The following is a 22,046-nucleotide window of genomic DNA, read 5'->3' as shown; positions in this document are numbered from 1 at the left end:
GGCTTACACCATGTCCATAAAATGGCGGCAATTTTTATGCGCAGCACTTCTGGTATTTCTGCTCGACCTTTACTTTAGCCGACCGGCAGCGGTCCCTCCTCCACCGCCGTTATCCTTGCAAGCACGCATCGGCCAGATGCTGTTGGTCTGTTTCGAAGGTTCTCGGCTCTCTGCGCAACACCCTCTGCTGCAGGACATTCGTCTCGGTCACCTGGGAGGCGTCATGCTGCGCAGCCAGCCTGCTGACGAAGCCAAAGGGCCAGGCAATATCGTATCCCCCGATCAATTGCAGGCCCTGACCCATTCGCTTCAATCGGCGAGTCCTACCCCGCTGCTCATCGCTGTTGATCAGGAAGGAGGGAAAGTGAGCCGGCTAAAGCCTCGAGATGGCTTCCCAACGACAACCAGTTTCGCCCAACTCGGCCAAATGAACGATCTTGCCAAAACTCGCACGGAATCCGAGGCGATTGCCAAAACCTTGCATCGGTATGGCGTCAATTTCAACTTCAGCCCAGTGGTCGACCTGAACAGCAATCCGAAGAATCCGGTTATCGGTTTTTGGGAGCGGTCGTTCTCAACCGACCCTGCCATCGTAACGGCCCACGCTGGTCAAGTCATAGCGGCTCATCGCTCCCATGGCATAGCAACCTGTCTGAAACATTTTCCAGGCCACGGCAGTTCAAAAACCGATAGTCATCGAGGCTTTGTCGACATCACCGAAACCTGGGAAAAGGCAGAATTGCTGCCCTTTGTTAATTTGATTGACGCTGGCCTGGCAGATGCGATCATGACAGGGCATGTTTATAATGCACAGCTGGATGCAAAACTACCGGCAACCCTGTCCCGACCTATTATAACCGAACTGCTACGAGAAGAGATGAAATACGACGGGGTGGTTATTTCGGACGATCTGCGGATGAATGCGATCAGGCGGCACTATTCTTTTCCGGAGACGATAGAACGTGCCATCAATGCTGGAGTGGACATCTTATTAATTTGCGCCAGCGATGATGACCTTGTCAGCGATACCGTAGCCCTGATTTCCGACCTGGTACAACAGGGTCGCGTCAGCGAACAGCGAATCGATCAAGCTTATCGCCGCATCAATCGTCTGAAGTCAAATCTGGCAACCAAAGTGACACAGGGTTAAGGGTTGGCAGGGTAAAATATTTTCGCAGAAAGACCACCCGTTATCATAGCGGCTGGTCTGTTTTTTCCACAACGGAAATGGCAACGATTTAACACCAGGTCATATATCCGTTTCACGGCCAAAGGCCTCAAACTCGCCTAAACTGCTGAACTCAACCCAGGCTAGGTATTGATTGGGAGCATTGACAAAATTATAGATGTTCTCGACGATATTGAAATGATTTTCCTCCTCCTTGGCAATACACAACAAGACCTTTTTTATCTCCTCATCCACTTCGCGTTTTGCCGCATCAGAGTATAACCGTACGCCTTCCGCTTCAAGTTTGAGGGCGTACCGATAAGACTCAAGATTGCTCATTACGGAAGGAAGGCTCTGCCTCTCAGCCAGGATTTTGGCAAAAACGTTCTTCGCTTTTTCCAACACCTTTGACTCGGTCACAGCGTCGGGCACTTGCTGGTTTTTCAGGTTCTGAAATAACTGCCTGTGGCTCTGTTCATCGTCAGCCAGATCAGAAAATATTTTTTTCATGCCGGGGATATGACTTTCGTCCGCCAATTTTCGATAAAAGGTTTCGGCATCTGTTTCCATCTGTATGGCAAAATCATAAACGTTCATCAGACACTCCTTAGCACATAAGCCTGTCCAACTAACGGTCAAAAAAATCCGCTCTTATAATTCAATCAGAAAAATAATGCCTTCCCCTTCCTCAAAAGCGGTCGCATGGAATGCATAAGGTATTATTTGTCCATTGCGACCCTATGGTGCTGGCGCCATGGTGATTGGCAGCGTACTAGACTTATTGACCGAACAAGCCCTTAATAACACCCTCCAGAAGCTTCTTCTCCTTTTCCCGTGAATCTTCCTGGTCGGCTGGAACTTCTTTACGGAACAGCTTTTCTTCCAAGGTTTCCTGAAGTTTTTTTTCAGCTTTTCCTTTCAATGCGCCCTTTATGAACGCAGTATCCAAGGCAAATTTCGGGCGGGCAACGGATCCCTTCACCCGGAGAGGAACCTGCCCCCAACCATCGGCATCAACCAACAACTGAGCAAAACGGCCGCTACCATCAAGTTTTTCGGTCAAGTCTGGCGACAAACGAAGATCCAGGGCGAGATTCAGGGTACCGTCAAGGCCGACATCACCTCGCGGGGCGAAACGAAGATCCTGGCTGACCAAACTACTGGTTAGATCAAAACGGCCCTTATTGATAGCAAAACGCCCGCTGGCTTGATCGAACCCCATAACGCTCAATTCAGGCAGACCAAGAAAATTCGACAATTCTTTCAATAAATTAGTGCCGGTTACACGCCCTTCTCGCAACAACAAACTCCCCTGGCCACTCAATTGATTACGAACAACCTCAAAATCGGTCCCTTGCCCCTTCAGATCGAGGTCTAGATTCATCAAACCATAAACGGAACCAGCAGCTTTGGGAACAAAAACTCTTAGCAATGGGTCGGCCTGAACGCCGAGGGTGGAAAGTTGGGTTCGATAGGCAAAGCCTGGACGCCCAAGATCGATAAGGGAGTTGTTCTTGAATGAGCCCCCGGCGACCTGGCCGACCAAGTCTTCAATTTGAAGCTGATTGTTCTGGAAACGATAGCGTGTCTGAAGGCCGTCAATGGGCAAACCTCGATAAAAGGCCTGCTTAATCGTAGCTGTGCCGGAGAGTATAAGCGGAAGGTCCAAAGGCTCCGGTGGAGTAGATGGCGACGCTGCCCCAGTACTCTTAGAAGAAGTCAAGGCTCCAGCGGATGATGAACTTTCCCGGGGAAGCAGTTGATCGATAATAACGTGATCACTACGAACATTTGCAACCGCTACAATGGGCAATTTAGTAAAAGAAGAAGCTTCGCATTCAAGTTGAAGGCGATTATCGCCGACAACCAGCACCAGGTTTTCCGTCAGTAACGCATCGCCATTGATCGAAACCAGGCCGGTCAGTGACGGTCTTAGTGTGCCAACGAGCGCCTGCACACCGTCTAAGCGCATTTCAGCATCCTGCACCAATTCCCTGGGGCGCTCAGGTGTGCCAGCTAGATGAATTCTCGCTGTAATCAGACCGGCAGGCTCCAGGGGGACAAAGTCCTTGACCAGTCCGGCGGGAAAGGCCTTTAGAACTTTGGCGATATTCAGCTCATTTATACGCAAATTCAAATCTAGCGACTTTTTTGCACCCTGTTGTATTTCACCGGCGACATAAAGCGGTACCTCGTTTAAGGACAACCGGCCGTGATCAACCACGAGTCGTTGGCTCTTCAGATCGAGATCAATATCATAATCGATGTCAATTTTAGCCCCCTTTAAAGGGGCTTGGGGCATAGCGTCCAACTGCAAGTCGACATTATGCAGCCGCACCTGTCCTTCGCTGGCGAGCACTTCCCGATTCCCCGATAATTGCAAGTCCAGATCAATTTCAGCACGATCCAGACGACCCGGTAACTGCTCACCAAAGTATGGGGCAAAAGGCATGACATCTAAGCCAGGCATGACTATTTTGACTTCTGCTGAACTTTTAGCAAGATTGACAACCCCGTTGATGGACAAGGGCGCCCCGTTCAATGTGGCTGACAACTGCGCGGGAAAGTCTTGTTGAAGGGAAAACTGGCTGACCTGCAATGAAAAATCATCGAGTTTATAACTAAGCGGGTCAGCGGCGACCTGGTGATCGATTAGTTGAACGGTTCCTTGCCGGACGGCCAACTGGGAAATCAACAACTGAATATTGCCCGTTGTGGACTCTTCTGCGGATAGGTCTGTTTCACCCTGTGCCGTGGCAGTTTTTTTATCGGCCGTTGGGATCAGATCGCTAAAATTAAAGGTTCCATCGGTCCATCGCTCCAGCCTAATTTTCGGTTTATCGACGGAAATCTCGTCAATCTCTACCCGCATACGAAACAGGGGCCAGAAACGGTAACGCAGGGTTATGGCCTCGGCTTGCAGGAAGTTCGTTGCATCCTTTAGTTCTTTAACTTCAATGTTTTTAAGAACAATGCCGGAAAAGAGACTGATATCGACCTGCTCAATTCCAACCTGGCGGTTCAAGGCCTTCTCAACGCGTGGCAGCAACAGCCCTTTGACCCGTTCCGGCGTTACCAGAAACTTAGTCAATACAACGAGAGCGACCAGACCCACGATCACGGCCGCCGTAATTGCCGCGATAAATTTCCTAGAGTTAGTCATTGCCTACTCCATAATTACATACGGATTAAAGGTTTTAGTATGATCCGGACAATGGACACGGATGCATAAAAGATCGAAAATAGGTTCTAAAGCCCGAAAGGGTCTTCAAGACCAGCCACCTGCAAAACGGCCTGCCATTGTTCTTGAGTAACCGGCTGCACGGACAGACGGTTGCCCTTTTTCAGTACCCCCATGCCTGCAAGCACAGGATGCCGAGCTAAATCCTGGCGAGTTATAGGAACCTCTAGGGAAGCCAGGTACTGCACATCAACCATATACCAGAGAGGATTTGTTGCTGATGCACGGGGATCGAAGTGATCGGATTCAGGGTCAAGGGCTGTATAGTCTGGATACCCTTCACGGACCACCCTTGCCAATCCGACGATAGCGGGTTTTGAAATATTACTGTGATAGAATAAGACACCGTCCCCACATTTGATATCATCCCGCAACAGATTACGAGCCTGGTAATTACGAACCCCGTCCCAGGGCTCGGTACCGTCCGGACGATTCTTTAAGTCATTCAAGGAAAAACAATTCGGTTCAGATTTCATCAACCAAAATTTTCGCTTTTCAGATTTCTCTATGCCCTGTTTCAATTCCATAACAGTCCTCTATGTTGGAACAAATGTGCAGACAGCAACAGCGTGTTAGTTAATAGCCTGGGTGCTGAGGCTTCAACAGCCATCCCTCTAAAAGCCAGAACGGACAAACGTGGCTCACAGAAAAGGTGAAATTGATATTATCCCCTATAAATAATATGATGACAACAGCTTAACTTTGCGGCATATCTTGTTCACCGCCTCAACGGTTTGTTTCATCAAAGGGAACAGGCGCCACATAATCGGATATGTTCTCCACATAGGGACAATCTCCCGGAAGAAAACCTTTTGTGACAAGTTCCGGAGTTAACCGGACACAGCCAGGGCGCCGAATATCCCGGTCGGCGTAAACGGTACAACGGAGCGTTTCAAGGTCAAGCTTTTCACAGGGTGTATCGGTAAAATAAACCTCTCCTTCAAAGTCGATCTTTTCATAGCAGCAACGCGCACAACATTTGCACTTAGTTTCCCACTCTTCATGAGTCATCGAACAAACACTCCCTATGCAACCAGATGAGGCACTCCTCATTCAACTCTACAAAACCACTGTCAATTCGATTTTACAATTGACAAAAATTCACCACATGCATAATAATGCCACTCTTTAGACAAAAAAAGAACAATTGAAACATAAAGGAGGCAAAACCAGATGAAGTGTGAAACCGTTCTCCCCGGCATTGAGTGTACCTTCTGGTCAAAGCGCGGTTGCGTCTTTGAAGGCAACACCTGTCAGCCCGTCGTCGAAGAATGTCAGGGCTGCGAGCGGATCGTCGACAGTAAAGTCGGCCAGGTCTGTTCGGCATACCCCTCTCCCGCTCAAAAGTGGAGCGCAGGTCTGTGTAATTTCGCTACCCACAAAAAAGTTGAAATCAAAAGTGTCGACGTTAAAGTCAACCCCCTTAAGGCTTCCAAAAAGGCCGCTGGCAAGTAACGAACATGGGGTTTTAGCGATTGAAACTACAAAGGGCAGGCGCGATGCGCCTGCCCTTTTTTTGTCCTATCAGTTTAAAACCTATCATCTTTTTGGAAAATGCCTGTTCAAGACATCTCTGCCTTCAACCCTTCGACCAGAGCGGTAACTTCAGCTAAAATTTCCCGCCCCACGGTCGACTTTTCAATAGCCAGAAACTTCTGATAGCTGGACAGTGCTTCGCGAGTCTCATCCAGGTCGAGGCAAATATTTCCAAGGGCCACATAGGCCTCTGCCAACTCTGAGTCGAGGGCGATAGCTTCGCAACAGGCTGCCTTGGCAGAAACAAGGTCACCACGTTCTTGGTATATTTCGGCCATATTGAGATGGGTATGGGCTTCTTGCGGATCGAGCTTCAGTGCTTTTTGGTAGCACACCAAGGCCTGTTCAGTATCATCCTGTGCAAGAAAGGCATCTCCCAGGCAGTTAAACAGAAAAGCCGAATCGCCATCCAATTTTGCAGCTGTGCGATAAGCATCTATGGCTTCGACATAACACTGTTGCCGATACTGAACTAAACCGATGCTGGCCCAAGCTTCGCCCTCTTCCGGGTCTATCCGAAGAATTTCACGATAACATTCCAGAGCCTTACCACTGTCGTCAAGCTCAAAAACTAAATCTCCGAGAGCAAACAGAAGCTCTACTTCCCCGGGATGTTTTTCTAGAGCCTTTTCAAGCACCGATACCGCTTCTGAAGCCTTGTCGAACTCGCACAGGGCATCGGCTAAAAGCAAAGACAATTCTGCGTCCTGCGGCGAATCTTTAAGTGCCTGTCTAAATAAACGGATCGCAGCAGGCCAGTCTTGATTATCCAGCGCGATACGCGCCTGTTGTTCGCAATCATTCATGTGGTTTCCATGCAAATCTTAAGAAAGGTTTCATGCCGGCAGTTGTGGTTGTTCCGGCAAAGTACGTAAGCGTTGAAAAATATAATGACCACCGGAAAAAATTGTCAGCAGCCCGGTCAAATAGAATAGCCAGGAGATCCAGCTGCCTGACCAACCGGTCACAACAATTAAAAGCACTGCCGCGACAGTAATCAGCTGCAAAAAGGTGGTGTGCTTTCCCCAACGGCTCGGCTCAACCTTGAGTTCCCAGCCACAGAAAAAGATAATTGCGGCACCCAGAATCATAAACAGGTCTTTAAAAAAGACCACCACCGCAAGCCACGCAGGAACCAAGCCGATAAATGCCAGCGATAGATAGCAGGACAATGTCAGCATTTTATCTGCTGCCGGGTCCAAGTAGAGTCCTAACAGTGTACACTGATCGAGCAGACGAGCAAAAAGCCCATCCAGCAGATCGCTAAGGGCTGCCACCAGAAACAAAGCCAAAGTCAGCTCGAATTCACGATAAATTATTGCGATAGTAACCAACGGTACTAGAAACAACCGCAGCAGGGTTAGCGAATTCGGGATATTCAAAACCATACCCAATCCCCTGACATAAGCGTGTCACGACGCTTGCTGCACCATAACAGCAACAGCCTGACACTCTCTACTCTACTAGGAGGTGTCGAACCTGGCAAAAGTCGACCAAAAACCTTCTGCTCGGCCCTTGGAGTCCGACAGTCTCCCAGGCGCAGAATTGAAATGACCTTTTAGGCAGGAATCATTCCTCGGGAAATCCAGCCCGCCCTGCTGGCCGCCAATTAATCTCGGCTGCCATGCAGACGGAAGGAACCATCAGCCGAGGTGATTGAGGAAATGGCGTGCTTGTATAAAAGAAGGTCGCCACTGCATTCAACCAAGACGCAGAAGCTGTCAAACGATTTAATAAACCCTTCCAGTTTTTGCCCCGACATCATCATAATTATTACACGGACACGCTCTTTACGAGCTTGGTTGAGATACTGATCCTGAATATTAAATGGGGTCTTAGACATGGCCGCTCCTTTATTTAGACATTATAAAATGATCAATCAACTTCAATACCTTAGCAAACTCTCTCGGGGAATCAAGCCAAATTATATCTTTATTCTTTCTAAACCAGGTCAACTGTCGCTTGGCATAACGCCGTGAATTGCGCTGAATCAAACTTATAGTGTCCGGCAAAGACGCATTACCCAACAAATGGTTTACACATTCTTGATAACCGATAGTCTTTAACGCCTTCAAATCGGGGTTATACCCTTGTTCCAGTAACGCTTGAACCTCGTTTAGCAAACCGGCCTGGATCATTTCATCAACTCGCTGGTTGATGCGATCATACAGCAAGTCTCTCTGTGACGCCAAACCTATGGATAAGACCCGATAAGGACTTTTCACAGCCGCGTGTCGCCCTTGCAGATCAGACAATCGTTGGCCGCTTTGATAATAAACTTCCAGAGCTCGTATAATTCGAACTTGATCAAGGGGGGTCAGCCGAGCAGCCATGACCGGGTCAACAGCCTGCAATCGGGTATGCAAACTACCGGATCCATGCTGAAGCTCCCAGTCCGCCAATTCCTGACGCAGCGCCGGGTCGGCGCCTGGCGCATCAACCAAGCCGCGCAACAATGCGTCGACATAAAATCCGGTCCCCCCAACAACCAGGGGCAGATGACTACGGTCAGCAATGTCGTTGAGCGCGACACGACCATAAACGATAAAATCAGAGGCTGTAAAGTTCTCATTTGGATCGACGACGTCGATCAGATGATGGCGGACCTTGGCCCGCTCTTCGACACTTGCCTTGGCTGTGCCAATGTCCATCCCCCGATAGACCTGCCTTGAATCCGCAGATACTATTTCCACTCCAAAGTGCTCGGCAAGATCCAAAGCCAGCGATGTTTTCCCTCCTGCCGTCGGCCCGCAAATCACCACCAGAGACAAGGGGCGTTGACCCTCTTTCACACCTTTCATCATGTCCTCTTGAACATACGTTCGATTTCCGACAAGGAAAGACGTTGCACAACGGGTCGACCGTGAGGACAATGGCCACTGAAATCGACCTGATCAAGCTCCCGAAGCAGGTAGTCAATCTCCGACCTGTTTAATTGTTGGTTGGCACGAATAACCCGATGACAAGCCATGAGAATCAGAAGCTGTTCGATACGCTCTTCAAGAAGCGAACTGCCACCAAAAGAAATCAGTTCGGTGATCACATCGCGAATCAACTTTTCCGCCTCAGCATCCCCAAGAACCTGCGGAATCCCCTTGAGGACATAGGAGTTCCCGCCGAAACATTCCAAATCAAACCCAACGCGTTGCAACTCAGCCTGGTGCTCATCAAGGGCGGCCGCTTCCCGATGATCGAAATCAAGAACCAGGGGGAAAAGCAAGCCTTGTCGCTCTACCCCGCAGTCACGATACTGGTTGCGCAATTGTTCGAATCCAATGCGTTCATGGGCTGCATGCTGATCGATGAGCAGCAAGTCCTGCTTGTCCTGGCAAAGGATATAACTATCAGAGAATTGGCCTATTACCCTGAGGCCGGCATAAAAACCACCGGTTTCACACAACGGGGCATCACTTGTCAGACCTGGTTCGTCGAAACTCTCGATGATCTCTTGCTGTGGCGTTACCGGATAATTAACCCTGCCTTCGCCCACTACCAACAGTGACTCGTCAATCGGTTCGGCAATACTCGCTGAACGAGATGGCGAGGAACTGTCATCTTGCTCTTTGACAACAGGAAAAACAGGATTAACAGGGACGGAAGCCGGTGCCTCGGAACCGATCGAACGCAGCGTTTCCTGCAAGGTCTGAGCGATAAAGTCATGCACAAAGGATTGATCCCGGAATCGAACCTCGTGTTTTGTTGGATGAACATTGACATCAACCTGCTCCGGCGCCATTTCAAGAAAAAGCACAACGATGGGATGACGGCCTTTCATTAACAGGTGACGATAGCCATCACGCAGAGCGTGCTGAACCAATCGGTCGCGAATATATCGACCATTAATAAATACGAACTGACTGCTGGTCGCTGATCGGTTGAGAGACGGTTGGCTGATCAGACCATGAAGGCGCATCCCACCTTTCGTCCCCTCGACCGGCATCAAACCTTGCAGGACCGAACGGCCAAGTAAACCAGCGACACGCTCAGAGAGGTTTTTCTGCCGGTTGAGATCTATTTGCCGGCGACCATTATTTACCAACTGAAACTGAACCTGCGGGCAGGCCAGGGCCAATTTGGTGATCGTATCGCTTATGTGTCCGGCTTCGGTCTCATCCCTGCGTAAAAATTTGCGCCGGGCAGGCGTATTGAAAAAGAGATTCCTGACCTCTATAAGGGTTCCGACCGGCATACCGGTGGCCTCGGCATGACGCACGGCGCCTCCCTCGACGTGAATTTCCCACCCTTCCAATGCCTCAGAAGTTCGTGTACGCAACCGTAAACGGGAAATGGCGGCAATCGATGGCAACGCTTCGCCACGAAAGCCGAGTGTCTGCAAATGAAACAAATCAGCTTCGTTGCGCAACTTGCTGGTCGCATGTCGTTCGAGGCAAAGAAAAGCATCATCCCGATCCATACCACAACCGTTATCGGTTATGCGAATCAATCGCTTGCCTCCCCCTTCAATTTCTACAACGATTTTGTTGGCTTGCGCGTCCAGGGCGTTTTCCACCAACTCCTTGACTACCGATGCCGGGCGTTCTACTACTTCCCCAGCGGCAATCTGGTTACAGAGTTGTTCCGGCAGAATACGAATTTGCTCCCTCATGCGAACCTTCCGAAGCAGAAAATTTAGCTAAAGCGTAAAAAAGAGAGCGGTCAATACTTCGACCGCTCTTCAAATTCAAATATACGGTTACGATTCAAATCTTATGCTCAAGAGAGTCGAGTAAGTTCTCGATTTCTGTCAAGTCAGAGTGGTTTTCCGATTGAGCCACATCGGTCAAGGGTTCCTTCAACAAACCGAAGTCTCCTGCAACGCTGTTCACGACAGAAACATCGACCTGTTCCATCTTACGCATGAAGCCCTCGAACAGGCAATTGTCGCAAATGGTATTGATCAATCGTGGGACTCCACCGGTAAAGCGGTGGATAGCCGGGATAGCATCAGCAGCAAAGACGTTTCGATCAGCACCGGCAATTTTCAAACGATGATTAATATAACTGGTTGTGGTCTCAACGGTAAAGGAATGCAACTGATATTTAACAGCGACACGCTGGGCCAGAGGTTCATCGAGCCGCAAGCAATCCTCGACTTCAGGCAGGCCGAAGAAGACGATATTGAGTAATTTTTTAGAAGGGATCTCCAGGTTGAGCAACCCGCGAAACTCTTCCATCAGATCGCGCGTTTGCAGCATCTGGGCTTCATCGATCAAAACCACAGCGCGACGACCCGACTCCTCGATCTGCAGCAACCGGTCATAGAGCTGTTTAAGCAATGAAAGTTTGTCAGATGCAGGCTCTTCAACACCGAACTGCATGGCGATCCTGGTTAATATCCATTCCGGTGTGATACCGGAATGGACCATCACCAGCAAAGAAGATTCATAGCGATCTTCGGGTAGACAATCCAGCATACGTCGCGCCAGAGTCGTCTTGCCGGTACCGATTCCTCCGATCAGAACCGCTAATCCCTTATTGGAGTCGACAGCATACATCAAGCGTTGAAGCGATTGACGGTGTTGCTCACTGTTGAAATAGAACCGAGCGTCAGGAGCGTTTGAAAAAGGCTCCCGCTCTAGTCCATAATGTTCGGCGTAGCTCATCTACCAATTCCCTTACAAAAAACTTTATTATTCTTACTTTTTCCTCAAGCCCACCCGAAAAACAACCGTGGCATTCCAACAATAAAAAGACAATCCTGATCGGTCAGGTTCAGATATAAGAAACCCGGTTCTTATCCGAACCATTACCGGAGGGGTTGCCCCCACTATCGTCATCAAGCCCCAATTCCTTACGTAACTGTCGTATCTGATCGTCTACATTACGAAAAAAGGGATCTGCATCGGCAACACATTGAAAGCTGTCAAGCGCCTCGAGGGGCTGTTTCCACTCCATATACAAAAGCCCCAGTTCATAATAAAGGCTAATACGCTCGCCATCTTTGAGGGCATCATAAGCCAAGCCTTCCTTAAAGGCGGAAACGGCATCCTCAAAGGCCTCCTTTTGGACAAGGCACGCCCCCTTAAGTGTCAGGCAATCGATGCGCCGTTGGGGATCGGCCATCACTTTATCGAACTGCTCGATAGCATCGTCAAGCAAACCCATTTCTTTGTACGCAATTCCAAGATTGTAATGCGTTTCAAAATCCTCGGCAGAAACCTGGTTTTCCAAACCTTTTTTGAAGTCGCTCAAAGAACCATCGAGACGTGAACGTTCCCGATCTTCCAAGCCCTGCAACGGTCCCTTCGCACCACTGGGTGCAGTAGCAACGACCTTTTTGTCCTGACCGGCATCTAAGCCGGTGACGTCGTTTTTGCCAATTCGGTCAAGCAATTGCTTAGCCTGGGGACAATCGCCTAAACGGTCTATCAAGGCCTGGCATTTTTGAGCGGCTTCGGTTAGCAGGCCCTGTTGAAAATAGAACTCTGCTTCTTCGACCTCGCCGGCCGCATCAATGGCAACCTCAACAGGGGACTCAGGGAGGTCCCCATCTAGTAATGTGTCAGCGGAGGTGCTTGCGTCATCCGAACACTCTGTATCGAGGCCAAACTCGATACCATCCAGGTCTAGTTCATCAAATTCGAGACCACTCTCCTGGGCTGCCTCAACCTCAACGGGCGAGTCGGCCTCTACCTCGAAGGACGACGACTGTTCCAGATTGTCGGGAGCAGTGGTTGGTTCATCTTCTAGATCGAGTTCACCAAAACTGGTTGGTTCCACAGAATCGGCTGTCTCGTCTTCAGCAATAGATTCTGTTGCAGGTGCTTCATCCGGTTGAGTAGACATCAAATCAAAAAGTTTGCCGCCTTCTCCCGTCTGTTCGTAAATGGCCTGCAACGAAACAACGGCCTTTTCATTTTCCGGCAATTGCTCTGCAATTGTTTCGTAACTTTCTTTAAGATCCGCCGCGCGCCCTTCAGCGAAAAAACCTTCCTTGAGCTTTTCGAGTTCACCCAATGCTTGTTCCGTTTGGCCGTCAGCCAAGAGAGCACAAGCGTACCCTTTGTGCCAATTCAGATTATCCGCATCAAGTTCCAGCAATGAACCGAAGGTAGATATTTCCTTTGAATGATCAGCCAGAGAACGATAGCTCTTGGCCAACGACAAAAGTGCCTCGGTATTCTGTGAGTCATTTTCCAAAACGCTTTGCAACAACTCAACACTGCGATCCGCCTGCCCACAAGCAAGAAATGCCCTGGCCAGTTCCACCATAACGGGATTGAATTCCGGGCAGTCGGTAGCTGGGCACTTGCTAAGTATAACTTTTTGAACGTTTTCCACAGCCTGCAAATCGGCAACGGGAGTAATGCGTTGCAGGATTTCAACCAAGCAATCCGCTGCTTTTTCTGTCTGCTGAGCCTGACTGTACGCTTCAGCCACTTGCAAAGAGATATTTAAATTATCCGGATCCAGTTCTTTCATCTGGTCCAGTATTTTTAACGCTTCGTCAGTTTCCCCTTGGCTCCGGTATAATTTGAGCAGGTTGTGATATTCGGTCAAAGCATTCCCGACCAATCCCTGTTTGACATTGATTTCTGCAAGGCGTTGATAGAGTTCGGGCTTTGAGGCATCGACTTTCTGCATCTGCTTGTAGACCGCCAGAGCCTTTAGAAAAAAACCATTGTCCTCATAATGCTTGGCCACACTTTCATAGGTTGCCAGGGCCATCTCCGCCATTTTGTCACGGCTGTAAAGCTCCGCTAACTTCTGCCGGTTGCGAATGTCGTTGGCATCGATAGCCACTATCTTTTCGTAGTCCTTGATAGCTTTACCGATTTGGCCTTTAAGCAGATTTTTCTGCGCCGCCGCTAAGAGTTTTTCCTTTTTAGACAATGCCTTCACCCACTCGGTTAAAGTGATTAAATACCCTCGTTAACTTAAACTAGGAGCAAGCACTCTGTCAAGAACAGGGACATGAATTTCCCCTGCAAACAAGCCCCTTTAGGTGAACAAGAGTCCATTATTAAATCAAACCCCTCCAGTGCTTCCCATCTCACATGACAAAGGCCATTTACAAGCAAAAACGCCCTGAGAAAAATCTACAGTTTTTTGAGGCGCTTGACCTCGCCGTTCGTTAAGGGGCGATATACCCCAACCGGCAAACCTTCCAGAACCAGAAAAGCCAAACCAACACGCTTTAGGCGGCTTACCGAATGCCCTACGGCCTCACACATTCTTCGGACTTGACGGTTACGGCCTTCACTGATGGTCATCTCGAACCAGGTATGACTTCCTGAAGAGCGCACCTTGGCAATTTTGGCCGGAGCGGTAGGACCATCGTCCAGCATCACTCCCTCTTCGAGCCGGCGCCGGGAGGAGGCTGTCAGCGTGCCCCGCACACGTACCAGGTAGGTTTTAGCCACCTGATGACGTGGATGGGTTAAACGCGCAGCCAGATCTCCGTCGTTGGTCAACAGCAGCAAACCTTCTGTATTGAGGTCCAGGCGCCCGACGGGAAAAACCCGCACTTTGACGTCCTTCAACAGATCGGCAACAACCTTGCGCCCCTGAGGATCCCGGGCCGTTGTGACATAACCGTTGGGTTTATTCAGCAGAAGATAGACTTTGGGCTGCTCCAGTCGCAGCGGTCGTCCATCCACTTCAATGCGATCACGCTCAACGTCGGCTTGATCACCAATAGCGGCAATCCGACCATTGACGGTAACCCTGCCTGCGCTGATCCAGCGCTCTGCCTGCCGCCGTGATGCAAGACCGGCAGCGGCGATCAATTTTTGTAACCGTTCCTTCATTTATAGCACTCGGTATTATTGAAGAGTTCCGCCGTTTATGATGACGAATCCTCTTCTAAAGGGGGTTGCCCTGCATCAGACATTTCCATATCGGCAAGCATATCCGGAGGCAGATCGTTAAATTCTTTAAGGGTCGGCAGGCAGGACAAGTCCCGCAAACCGAATAATTCGAGAAATTCTCTACTGGTACCGTAAATGAGGGGTTTCCCGGGGATATCCTTTTTACCGAGGATACGTACTAGACGTTTATCGAGAAGGGTCCTTATTACGCCACCCGAATCGACACCGCGCAAATAGTCGATCTCAGCGCGGGTAACAGGCTGCCGATAAGCGACGATAGCCAGGGTTTCCAGACCAGCTCTAGAGAATCGGAAAGGCCGGCTTTTACGAAACCGCCGGATCCATTCGGCATATTCAGGCCGAGTTCGGAACTGAAATCCGCCATCAACCAACTGCAAAGAAAATCCACGCTGGGCACCTTCATAGTCTTCTTGCAATTCCTGCAAAAGTTCTTTTGCCTGCTCCAATTCGATCTCGAGGATCAGGGCAACACGATCCGGCTGTACCGGCCCGTCGGCAACCAGTAATAAACTTTCGATGATTGCTTTAAGCTCAACTGTAACCAAGGGTCTCATCCTGTTGCAAACAGTTGCCATCGATGCCTTCAACGGCGTAAAGCCAAATGGAACTATCCCGACTGTTCTGCATCAGCCGGGCAAGACGCATTTTAACCAGCTCCAACATAGCAAGAAAGGTTACAACCACATCGTTACGACTAACAACACCGGTTAGCAAATCACCAAAAGCCATACTGCTCTGTTCGCTAAGGGAAGTTAAAATCTGATTGATTCGGTCCGTTACGGAAAGACGCTCGCGACTGATCTCGTGAAAAGTTTCCTCGCCATTGTCCTGTATTAACTGCCGAAAAGCTGCGACCAGTTCAAAGAGGCCAACAGGCTCCCATTCTGCCTCATCCTCTCCATCACCTTCCGGTTCCGGGGGACTGTTCACAAAAACATCCCGTCCTAAAACCGGCAGGGTATCAAGAGAAATAGCGGCATCTCGATATTTCTGATACTCCAACAGACGTTTAACCAATTCGGTCCGCGGATCGAGTTCAGTCTCCTCAAGAGCCTCTTCCTCATCCCGGGGCAAGAGCATTTTTGACTTGATATGAAGCAGGGTGGCCGCCATCACCAGAAACTCGCCAGCCAGATCAAGGTTCAGGCTTTTCATAACCTCGATTGTCGCCAGGTATTGGGCGGTAATTTCGGCAATGGGAATATCATAAATATCCATCTCATGTTTCTGAATGAGATGGAGTAAAAGATCGAGAGGCCCTTTAAAAGTATCTATATCTATCTGGTAAGGCATAGCTGCCCCATCAGGAACCGGCCAAAGGAACAAAGTGTTGAATAGCTGCAGCCTGCGGACCGGCCAACCAATGAGCAGCAAAAGAGACCGCGGGCAGCAGTGCCTTGTCCCACAGGGGCGTGACGAAGACCAACAGGATTAAAATAAAGAACCCGAAAGGTTCAATCCGCGCCAGCCACCTGGCTTGAGCCTCGGGAAGCACCCCGCTAATCACTCGACCACCATCGAGGGGAGGAACCGGCAGCAAGTTGAGTGCGGCAAGCAACAAGTTAATGTACAGACTGAACCCCGCCATCAAAATGAGCGGTTCTGCCAGAGAAGAAACGAATCCCCCCGGTTGCGATGCACCAAGGGGCATTAGCAGTAACAACCGTAAAAACAGTGCAGAGAGTCCAGCCAGGATCAAGTTGGTAACCGGCCCGGCCAAAGCGACCCAAACCATGTCCTGGCGGGGACGTTTGAAGTTGAGGACATTGACCGGCACCGGTCGCGCCCAACCGAAACCAACCAGAAACAGCACCACCAGACCAAAAGGATCGATATGCTTAAAAGGATTGAGAGTCAAACGCCCCAACATGCGGGCTGTTGGATCGCCGAGACGTTCTGCAATATAGCCGTGGGCAACTTCGTGCAATACGATGGCCAGTAAGCCGGGAACCAGCATAATTGAGATTTTTACCAGCAAGATATCCATAACCTTTCCTAAAAGAAGCTTGACCCTTCTTTTTAGCAAATACCTGTACCTAAGTCAATTTATCCATGGCAGTTGCCTGGGATAGTTCAGCAGAGACACAAAAGCGAAATCATTCGTTGGTGTGCTTGTTTGGCAGGTAATGCTGGGAAACAAAATCGAGTTCGTCTTGCCGGGTTACAAGCTCTCCGTCAAGGCGTGCAGCAAGTAGACGCTGAAAGATCTCTTTATAGATGGGGCCCGGTGCAATTCCCAACTGCTTGATGTCACTGCCAACCAGTTCGCACTGAACTGAACGGAGATGGGTGAAATAGCTGGAAAGGCAACGCTGTACCTGTTCGTTGTTACTGCGAGCCATAGCATACAGCAGTACTTCCGTGGCCAGCGGTTGAAACCAATCATAAATTTCACTTGGACGCGGTGGTGCAGTGTGCATCCGGCGCCAGAAGATCAGATTGGTTGCACGATGGGCCGCCTCCCGTTCAACGGTAAATATCTGTTGCAGTCGCGGCGCCACCACCAACCGCTGGCAAAGGCTGGCCACGGCCTGATCATCCAGATCAGTCAAAAGGCATAAAAAATAGACCAGCCAGTGGCGACACGGCTCGCCGGTAAAGAGAAGGCGATACCAATCAATCGCCTGACGAGCATTGGCAAACAGCTTCTTGGCCCTTTTTTCAAGCAAAAGGTCGGGATGCAGATATTCAAGCAGGTCGAGATCGGCCATCCGCAGTACTGCCGGTAAAGGGTTGGCTTCTTTAAAAATCAAAACCAGTTCGTTCCAAACACGATGACCGCCGATCTTGTCCAAAAAACCCATACGCATGGCGCTGCGCAGCAACTGTTCGGTATGCACCCCGATGCGAAAACCGAGACGCTGCTCGAAACGGATGGCGCGGAAAACCCGCGTCGGGTCTTCTACGAAACTCAGGTTATGCAAAACGCGAATCGCTTTTTCCTGAAGGTCTCGTTGGGCGCCGAAAAAGTCGTAGAGTTCTCCGAAATGACTGCCGTTGAGAGCAATGGCAAGAGTATTAATGGTGAAATCACGACGGTAAAGATCGAGCTTGATCGGTGCATGCTCTACCGTGGGCAAGGCTCCTGGTTCCAGGTAATATTCGGTGCGCGCTGAGGCTACATCCACCTTGAATTGATCGGGAAAGATCAGGACAGCGGTGCCGAATTTGCGATGAGTGCGTATGCGACAATCAAAACGCCGGGCAAATTCAGCAGCGAAGGCGATACCGTCTCCTTCGACAACAATATCGACATCAAGATTCTGCTTATTCAACAACAGGTCGCGGACAAATCCCCCAACCGCAAAAACATCAAGGCCTAAATCCTGTGCCACTTGCCCCAGCCGATCAAGAATATCCTGAATACGCTGTTCAAGCCGCGTTCGCAGCAAGCGCACGACATATCGTTTTTTCAAGCCAAGACTGCTGCCAAGAGCAGGGGCATCGCTCATGCGCCGGGAAACCGCGCCGGACACCATATGCCGCAACAGATCTGTTCGGGTGATCGCCCCGACCAGCTTGCCTTCATCCACCACGGGCACAAAACGCTGATTGCCGCTGACAATCAACTCCTGCAACTCTTCCACAGGAGTGCCAGGCTGAACCGCGACAAAGTCACTGTTCATAAATTCGCTCACCGGCAAATCTTCAAGTAAATGATATGCGGCTTTTTCCACCACCTGGCGACTAATAATACCAACCACCCGCTCACCATCCATAACCGGTAACGCATTAATATTATAACGGGTCAGCAGTTCGCGAACGTCTTTGATAGTTACATCTTTGGGTACCGTCTTGAGCGCGGTAAAAAGCAGATGACGAGCTTCCCAGTGGGGGTTGACATGGCGCTGTAATACTTCTGTCAGGCGATCAAGAAACTGCACCAGGGTCATATCCCGCAAAACCCCGGAGGCGGCAAAACTGTGACCACCTCCGCCAAATTCGCTCAAAATTTGGCCGACATGAACTTCGGGGACCCGGGAGCGGCCGACCAGGAAAACCCGATCACCCATTCGCACGGCCACAATCAGAGCGTTGTGACTCTCCATATCCTTTAGTTTATGGGCCAGGACAGCCAGATCACCGACATAATGGTCGATAGAGGCATGAGCGACAGCAATGTCGATGCCGTTGACATTGAGAATGGAACGACTTTCAATGAGTTGATGCAGCAAAGCGACCTGCTTGGCCGTTAACTCCTGAATCAGGGAATCGGACACCAGATTGAGGTCGCCCCCCTGTTCCAATAGATAGGCTGCCGCCTGATAATCACTGCTGGTGGTGGAATTAAACAGCAGCTTGCCTGTGTCCTCATAGAGACCGAGGAGCATCATGGTCGCTTCAGCGGAGCTGAGTTCAATCCCCTGCTCCTGGAACAGATGGGCAAAGATGGTAACCGTCGAGCCAACCTCCTCGATCTTCTCAAGGGATGGCTTGACGCTAAGCTGGCAGAGCGGATGATGATCGTAGACATGAACTTCGATCCCCGGTCGCTCAAGAACCTCGGCAAAAGGGCCGATCCGCTCCGCCTGGCAAACATCGACCAGGATCAACCGGCGGATGTCGGCCAGGTCGATATCGCGGATGCGCTTGAAAAGAGCAGCCTGCTCAGGATTTTTAAGCAGATACTCCCGCACACTTCGCTCTTGGGCACCGGCAAAGACCATTTCAGCCTGCGGGTAGAGCTTTTTAGCCGCAATCATGCTGCCAAGACAGTCGAAATCGGCATTGATATGGGTGGTAATAACGTCCATAGCGACTTTCGCACCAACCGGGCAGAGGCTAAAGCGGTCTAATCAGCAATGCAGGCTACCGATCAAATCGGTGATATGAGACACCCCTTCTTCCTGACAAAATTGCTGCAGACCATCGATAATAGTGATCATCGCCGCTGGGTCGACAAAATTGGCCGTTCCGACCTGAACGGCTTGCGCGCCGGCGATAAGGAACTCCAAGGCATCCTCGGCAGTCATAATACCACCGACGCCGATTACCGGCAGGCTCACCGCCTGCACCACCTGATACACCATGCGTACCGCCAGAGGCCTCAACACGGGACCGGAAAGCCCTCCGGTGCCGTTTGCAAGACGCGGGGTGCGGCGGCGGATATCGACCGCCAGGCCGGTCAGGGTATTGATACAACTGATAGCGTCGGCTCCTGCCTCCTCGACAGCCCGGGCGATGACGGTAATGTCGGTGACATTGGGAGTCAGCTTGACGATGAGCGGCACGTTGAGATGCCGCCGTACCAGACCAACTACTTCGGCTGCGGCGCCGGGATCGGTACCGAAAACGATACCCCCTTGTTTTACATTAGGGCAGGAGATGTTAAGTTCAACCGCGGCAATGCCATCGATCTGCGACAGTCGCTGCGCGGCCATACCGTATTCTTCCAGACTATTGCCAAAGAAATTGACAATCACCGGCGTCTGCACCTCTTTCAAAAAGGGCAGTTTCTGCTCGGCGAAAACGTCCATTCCGACATTCTGCAGACCGATCGCATTCAGCATGCCGCCCTTGGTTTCGGCGATCCGGGGGGTTGGATTCCCGGCTTTAGGACGAAGAGAAAGCCCCTTGGTAACAATAGCGCCCAGGCGGTTGAGGTCCATATAGGGACTATATTCCTCACCGTAGCCAAAAGTACCAGAAGCTGGCATGACCGGGTTCTTCAACCGCAGACCGGCAAATCCAACTGACAGGTCCGGAGTTTCTGCCGACGGACTCTTTGATTGCGGCATCTCACTCATGGCTGTGGCCCTCCTCGTTCATTCGCTTCTCCAGCAATTCCCAGTCGAGATCCTCTGCATCAAATACAGGGCCTTCCTTGCAAGTACAGAGATAACGGGGATTTTCTTCGCTATGACCGGCCCCTTTGACCACACACCCGAGACAGGCCCCTACCCCGCAAGCCATAAACGCTTCCAGTGAAACCTGTAATTTCACCTTACGGGGCTGGCAGATCCGATGAACCGCTTCCAGCATCGGCATTGGACCGCAAGCATATACCGCCGCGCCGGGGAATTTCGTCAGTTTGCGCTGCAACACTTGGGTAACCGGACCCTCTTCTCCGAGCGTACCATCATCGGTCGACACGTAGGTTTCCACTCCGAGGCGCTCAAATTCCGTTACCATCAACACGTCCTTACGAGAACGCCCGCCGATAAGCAACCGAACTTTGTTCGTTTTTACCAGTTCGCTGGCAAGCATATACAGAGGGACCAATCCGATACCCCCGCCAACCAGGATCACCTCACTGCCGTCGGCAGACAAATCGAAACCATGACCGAGCGGCCCCAACAACTCGACCCGATCCCCTTCGTGCAGTTCCTGCATGATGGCGGTTCCCCTGCCAACCACCTTATAAAGAATTTCCACGAACTCCTTGGCGGGCATTCCTTCGCAATCGGAGGCTAGCGTCCCGGTCTGAAAAATGCCGAAAGGTCGGCGCAACAAGGGTTCATTCGTAGCTTGAGACCGAAACATGACAAATTGCCCGGGTTGGGCCGAATCTGAAATCCCCGGTGCCAGAATTTTCATTCGATAATAATCTGGTGAAACTTCCTGGTTAGACAGGATGGTGGTATTAAAATTTTTCATTGTGAACTCTCGGTCACTCCATTAATTGTAAATAAACAGTTAACCATTAGTGTTTTAAACAATTCTTGCCCGGCATTCCATGCTCCGTCAGCAGCAACTGCATCACCAGGGCATCTTCTCCATCACTATAATAACGCAAACGGCGGTCAATCTCACTGAACCCAAAAGATCGATAGAGAGCAATAGCCGCTGCATTAGAGGGACGAACCTCCAGCAATGCGCTCTCGAGACCGGTCTGCAGGTTCCTATGCAAAACCTGCTCAAGCAAAGCATGAGCCACACCGCTTCTGCGCATTTTCGGCGCTGTCGCCACATTGAGGATGGTCAGTTCTTCGCAAACTCGCCAAGCACAGAGGAATCCGGCCAGATCGCGTCCACGCCACAATAGATCAATACGTGACAGCGGATTAGCCAATTCGTTAAGGAACATAGCTTCGGACCAGGGCGCACGATGACACAGCTGCTCAACAACCAGCACCTGTTCCAGATCGGCCTCGGTCATACAGCGGATGATATTCTCTGGGTTCATAGGAAGCGTGTGGCGCATGGGAAACTGCAACGGTAGCAACAGCAACGCATGAGAAAAATACCCGTTATGATAAAAGAATCATGACAGACTGGCTAAAAGCGGTTAGAATAATTCTTCAAAGGGCAGCGGCTTAAAGTATTATGG

At 50.4% G+C, this 22,046-nt stretch carries 21 protein-coding genes; 2 read left to right on the top strand and 19 right to left on the bottom strand.

What is annotated here, in order from left to right:
* Window positions 1-10 precede the first annotated feature (10 nt).
* On the top strand, window positions 11-1,150 hold the full coding sequence (locus tag A7E78_RS01780; RefSeq protein ID WP_072282658.1) for a glycoside hydrolase family 3 protein: 1,140 nt from the start codon (window positions 11-13) through the stop codon (window positions 1,148-1,150).
* A gap of 99 nt (window positions 1,151-1,249) precedes the next feature.
* Here the strand turns inward: A7E78_RS01780 and A7E78_RS01775 are convergent, their stop codons facing one another.
* The 4 genes from A7E78_RS01775 to A7E78_RS01760 form a co-directional block, all read right to left on the bottom strand.
* Window positions 1,250-1,765 carry a ferritin-like domain-containing protein gene (locus A7E78_RS01775; protein ID WP_072282657.1) on the bottom strand — a complete coding sequence of 172 codons (516 nt, stop codon included), beginning with the start codon at window positions 1,763-1,765 and terminating at the stop codon, window positions 1,250-1,252.
* Between the two features lie 181 nt (window positions 1,766-1,946).
* Window positions 1,947-4,331: a DUF748 domain-containing protein gene (locus tag A7E78_RS01770; protein WP_072282656.1), complete on the bottom strand. Its 2,385-nt coding sequence runs from the start codon at window positions 4,329-4,331 to the stop codon at window positions 1,947-1,949.
* A gap of 86 nt (window positions 4,332-4,417) precedes the next feature.
* Window positions 4,418-4,936, bottom strand: a complete 519-nt coding sequence (locus A7E78_RS01765; RefSeq protein ID WP_072282655.1) for an EVE domain-containing protein — start codon at window positions 4,934-4,936, stop codon at window positions 4,418-4,420.
* 199 nt (window positions 4,937-5,135) lie between these two features.
* Window positions 5,136-5,420, bottom strand: coding sequence for a CxxCxxCC domain-containing protein (locus A7E78_RS01760; protein ID WP_072282654.1), 285 nt, complete (start codon window positions 5,418-5,420; stop codon window positions 5,136-5,138).
* Window positions 5,421-5,582: 162 nt separating this feature from the next.
* Here A7E78_RS01760 and A7E78_RS01755 point away from each other — a divergent pair, with 162 nt between their 5' ends.
* Window positions 5,583-5,864: a PxxKW family cysteine-rich protein gene (locus A7E78_RS01755; RefSeq protein WP_072282653.1), complete on the top strand. Its 282-nt coding sequence runs from the start codon at window positions 5,583-5,585 to the stop codon at window positions 5,862-5,864.
* A 107-nt stretch (window positions 5,865-5,971) separates the two neighbouring features.
* Here A7E78_RS01755 and A7E78_RS01750 read toward each other — a convergent pair whose 3' ends face one another.
* The 15 genes from A7E78_RS01750 to rimI all read right to left on the bottom strand — a co-directional run bounded on the left by A7E78_RS01750 (window position 5,972) and on the right by rimI (window position 21,875).
* Entirely contained in the window at window positions 5,972-6,751 is a 780-nt protein-coding gene (locus A7E78_RS01750; protein ID WP_072282652.1) for a tetratricopeptide repeat protein, read from the bottom strand.
* 30 nt (window positions 6,752-6,781) lie between these two features.
* Window positions 6,782-7,333, bottom strand: coding sequence for a CDP-alcohol phosphatidyltransferase family protein (locus A7E78_RS01745; protein WP_083552539.1), 552 nt, complete (start codon window positions 7,331-7,333; stop codon window positions 6,782-6,784).
* A gap of 221 nt (window positions 7,334-7,554) precedes the next feature.
* The gene (gene hfq, locus A7E78_RS01740; RefSeq protein ID WP_072282651.1) at window positions 7,555-7,788 is read right to left on the bottom strand and encodes an RNA chaperone Hfq; all 234 of its coding nucleotides are present in this window, start codon (window positions 7,786-7,788) and stop codon (window positions 7,555-7,557) included.
* 10 nt (window positions 7,789-7,798) lie between these two features.
* Entirely contained in the window at window positions 7,799-8,737 is a 939-nt protein-coding gene (gene miaA / locus A7E78_RS01735; RefSeq protein WP_072284994.1) for a tRNA (adenosine(37)-N6)-dimethylallyltransferase MiaA, read from the bottom strand.
* Window positions 8,738-8,745: 8 nt separating this feature from the next.
* Complete coding sequence (mutL, locus tag A7E78_RS01730) at window positions 8,746-10,551, bottom strand: DNA mismatch repair endonuclease MutL (protein WP_072282650.1); 1,806 nt, start codon at window positions 10,549-10,551, stop codon at window positions 8,746-8,748.
* Window positions 10,552-10,645: 94 nt separating this feature from the next.
* Window positions 10,646-11,548, bottom strand: coding sequence for an ExeA family protein (locus A7E78_RS01725; protein ID WP_072282649.1), 903 nt, complete (start codon window positions 11,546-11,548; stop codon window positions 10,646-10,648).
* A 109-nt stretch (window positions 11,549-11,657) separates the two neighbouring features.
* Window positions 11,658-13,778 carry a tetratricopeptide repeat protein gene (locus A7E78_RS01720; protein ID WP_145924823.1) on the bottom strand — a complete coding sequence of 707 codons (2,121 nt, stop codon included), beginning with the start codon at window positions 13,776-13,778 and terminating at the stop codon, window positions 11,658-11,660.
* A gap of 206 nt (window positions 13,779-13,984) precedes the next feature.
* The gene (locus A7E78_RS01715; protein WP_072282647.1) at window positions 13,985-14,695 is read right to left on the bottom strand and encodes a pseudouridine synthase; all 711 of its coding nucleotides are present in this window, start codon (window positions 14,693-14,695) and stop codon (window positions 13,985-13,987) included.
* A 35-nt stretch (window positions 14,696-14,730) separates the two neighbouring features.
* The gene (gene scpB / locus A7E78_RS01710; protein ID WP_235606778.1) at window positions 14,731-15,321 is read right to left on the bottom strand and encodes an SMC-Scp complex subunit ScpB; all 591 of its coding nucleotides are present in this window, start codon (window positions 15,319-15,321) and stop codon (window positions 14,731-14,733) included.
* Window positions 15,308-16,069 (bottom strand): segregation and condensation protein A, encoded by a 762-nt coding sequence (locus A7E78_RS01705; RefSeq protein ID WP_072282645.1) that lies wholly within the window; start codon window positions 16,067-16,069, stop codon window positions 15,308-15,310. Before A7E78_RS01705 ends, scpB begins: the two co-directional genes overlap by 14 nt.
* Before the next feature lie 10 nt (window positions 16,070-16,079).
* A complete protein-coding gene (locus A7E78_RS01700; RefSeq protein WP_072282644.1) occupies window positions 16,080-16,763 on the bottom strand; it encodes a site-2 protease family protein in 684 nt (227 codons plus the stop codon).
* Window positions 16,764-16,872: 109 nt separating this feature from the next.
* Window positions 16,873-19,530 carry a CBS domain-containing protein gene (locus A7E78_RS01695; protein ID WP_072282643.1) on the bottom strand — a complete coding sequence of 886 codons (2,658 nt, stop codon included), beginning with the start codon at window positions 19,528-19,530 and terminating at the stop codon, window positions 16,873-16,875.
* Window positions 19,531-19,572: 42 nt separating this feature from the next.
* Entirely contained in the window at window positions 19,573-20,514 is a 942-nt protein-coding gene (locus tag A7E78_RS01690; protein WP_072284993.1) for a dihydroorotate dehydrogenase, read from the bottom strand.
* A gap of 1 nt (window position 20,515) precedes the next feature.
* Window positions 20,516-21,373, bottom strand: a complete 858-nt coding sequence (locus tag A7E78_RS01685) for a dihydroorotate dehydrogenase electron transfer subunit (RefSeq protein ID WP_072282642.1) — start codon at window positions 21,371-21,373, stop codon at window positions 20,516-20,518.
* A 46-nt stretch (window positions 21,374-21,419) separates the two neighbouring features.
* Window positions 21,420-21,875, bottom strand: coding sequence for a ribosomal protein S18-alanine N-acetyltransferase (rimI, locus tag A7E78_RS01680; RefSeq protein WP_158516053.1), 456 nt, complete (start codon window positions 21,873-21,875; stop codon window positions 21,420-21,422).
* Window positions 21,876-22,046: the final 171 nt, after the last annotated feature.

The sequence above is a fragment of the Syntrophotalea acetylenivorans genome (assembly GCF_001887775.1).
In the GTDB taxonomy this organism is placed as follows: Bacteria; Desulfobacterota; Desulfuromonadia; order Desulfuromonadales; family Syntrophotaleaceae; genus Syntrophotalea_A; species Syntrophotalea_A acetylenivorans.
The sequence above is the reverse complement of the archived record's forward strand: the minus strand, read 5'-3'. Positions and strand labels throughout refer to the sequence as shown.

What these genes read in the sequence shown, in the direction of transcription:
- A7E78_RS01750 (WP_072282652.1), bottom strand. Translation starts at nt 6,751, where the DNA reads ATGAATGATTGCGAACAACAGGCGCGTATCGCGCTGGATAATCAAGAC.
- A7E78_RS01760 (WP_072282654.1), bottom strand. Translation starts at nt 5,420, where the DNA reads ATGACTCATGAAGAGTGGGAAACTAAGTGCAAATGTTGTGCGCGTTGC.
- A7E78_RS01755 (WP_072282653.1), top strand. Translation starts at nt 5,583, where the DNA reads ATGAAGTGTGAAACCGTTCTCCCCGGCATTGAGTGTACCTTCTGGTCA.
- A7E78_RS01725 (WP_072282649.1), bottom strand. Translation starts at nt 11,548, where the DNA reads ATGAGCTACGCCGAACATTATGGACTAGAGCGGGAGCCTTTTTCAAAC.
- A7E78_RS01765 (WP_072282655.1), bottom strand. Translation starts at nt 4,936, where the DNA reads ATGGAATTGAAACAGGGCATAGAGAAATCTGAAAAGCGAAAATTTTGG.
- A7E78_RS01745 (WP_083552539.1), bottom strand. Translation starts at nt 7,333, where the DNA reads ATGGTTTTGAATATCCCGAATTCGCTAACCCTGCTGCGGTTGTTTCTA.
- A7E78_RS01715 (WP_072282647.1), bottom strand. Translation starts at nt 14,695, where the DNA reads ATGAAGGAACGGTTACAAAAATTGATCGCCGCTGCCGGTCTTGCATCA.
- A7E78_RS01690 (WP_072284993.1), bottom strand. Translation starts at nt 20,514, where the DNA reads ATGCCGCAATCAAAGAGTCCGTCGGCAGAAACTCCGGACCTGTCAGTT.
- A7E78_RS01780 (WP_072282658.1), top strand. Translation starts at nt 11, where the DNA reads ATGTCCATAAAATGGCGGCAATTTTTATGCGCAGCACTTCTGGTATTT.
- hfq (WP_072282651.1), bottom strand. Translation starts at nt 7,788, where the DNA reads ATGTCTAAGACCCCATTTAATATTCAGGATCAGTATCTCAACCAAGCT.
- A7E78_RS01770 (WP_072282656.1), bottom strand. Translation starts at nt 4,331, where the DNA reads ATGACTAACTCTAGGAAATTTATCGCGGCAATTACGGCGGCCGTGATC.
- A7E78_RS01700 (WP_072282644.1), bottom strand. Translation starts at nt 16,763, where the DNA reads ATGGATATCTTGCTGGTAAAAATCTCAATTATGCTGGTTCCCGGCTTA.
- mutL (WP_072282650.1), bottom strand. Translation starts at nt 10,551, where the DNA reads ATGAGGGAGCAAATTCGTATTCTGCCGGAACAACTCTGTAACCAGATT.
- rimI (WP_158516053.1), bottom strand. Translation starts at nt 21,875, where the DNA reads ATGACCGAGGCCGATCTGGAACAGGTGCTGGTTGTTGAGCAGCTGTGT.
- A7E78_RS01695 (WP_072282643.1), bottom strand. Translation starts at nt 19,530, where the DNA reads ATGGACGTTATTACCACCCATATCAATGCCGATTTCGACTGTCTTGGC.
- A7E78_RS01685 (WP_072282642.1), bottom strand. Translation starts at nt 21,373, where the DNA reads ATGAAAAATTTTAATACCACCATCCTGTCTAACCAGGAAGTTTCACCA.
- A7E78_RS01705 (WP_072282645.1), bottom strand. Translation starts at nt 16,069, where the DNA reads ATGCCTTACCAGATAGATATAGATACTTTTAAAGGGCCTCTCGATCTT.
- A7E78_RS01775 (WP_072282657.1), bottom strand. Translation starts at nt 1,765, where the DNA reads ATGAACGTTTATGATTTTGCCATACAGATGGAAACAGATGCCGAAACC.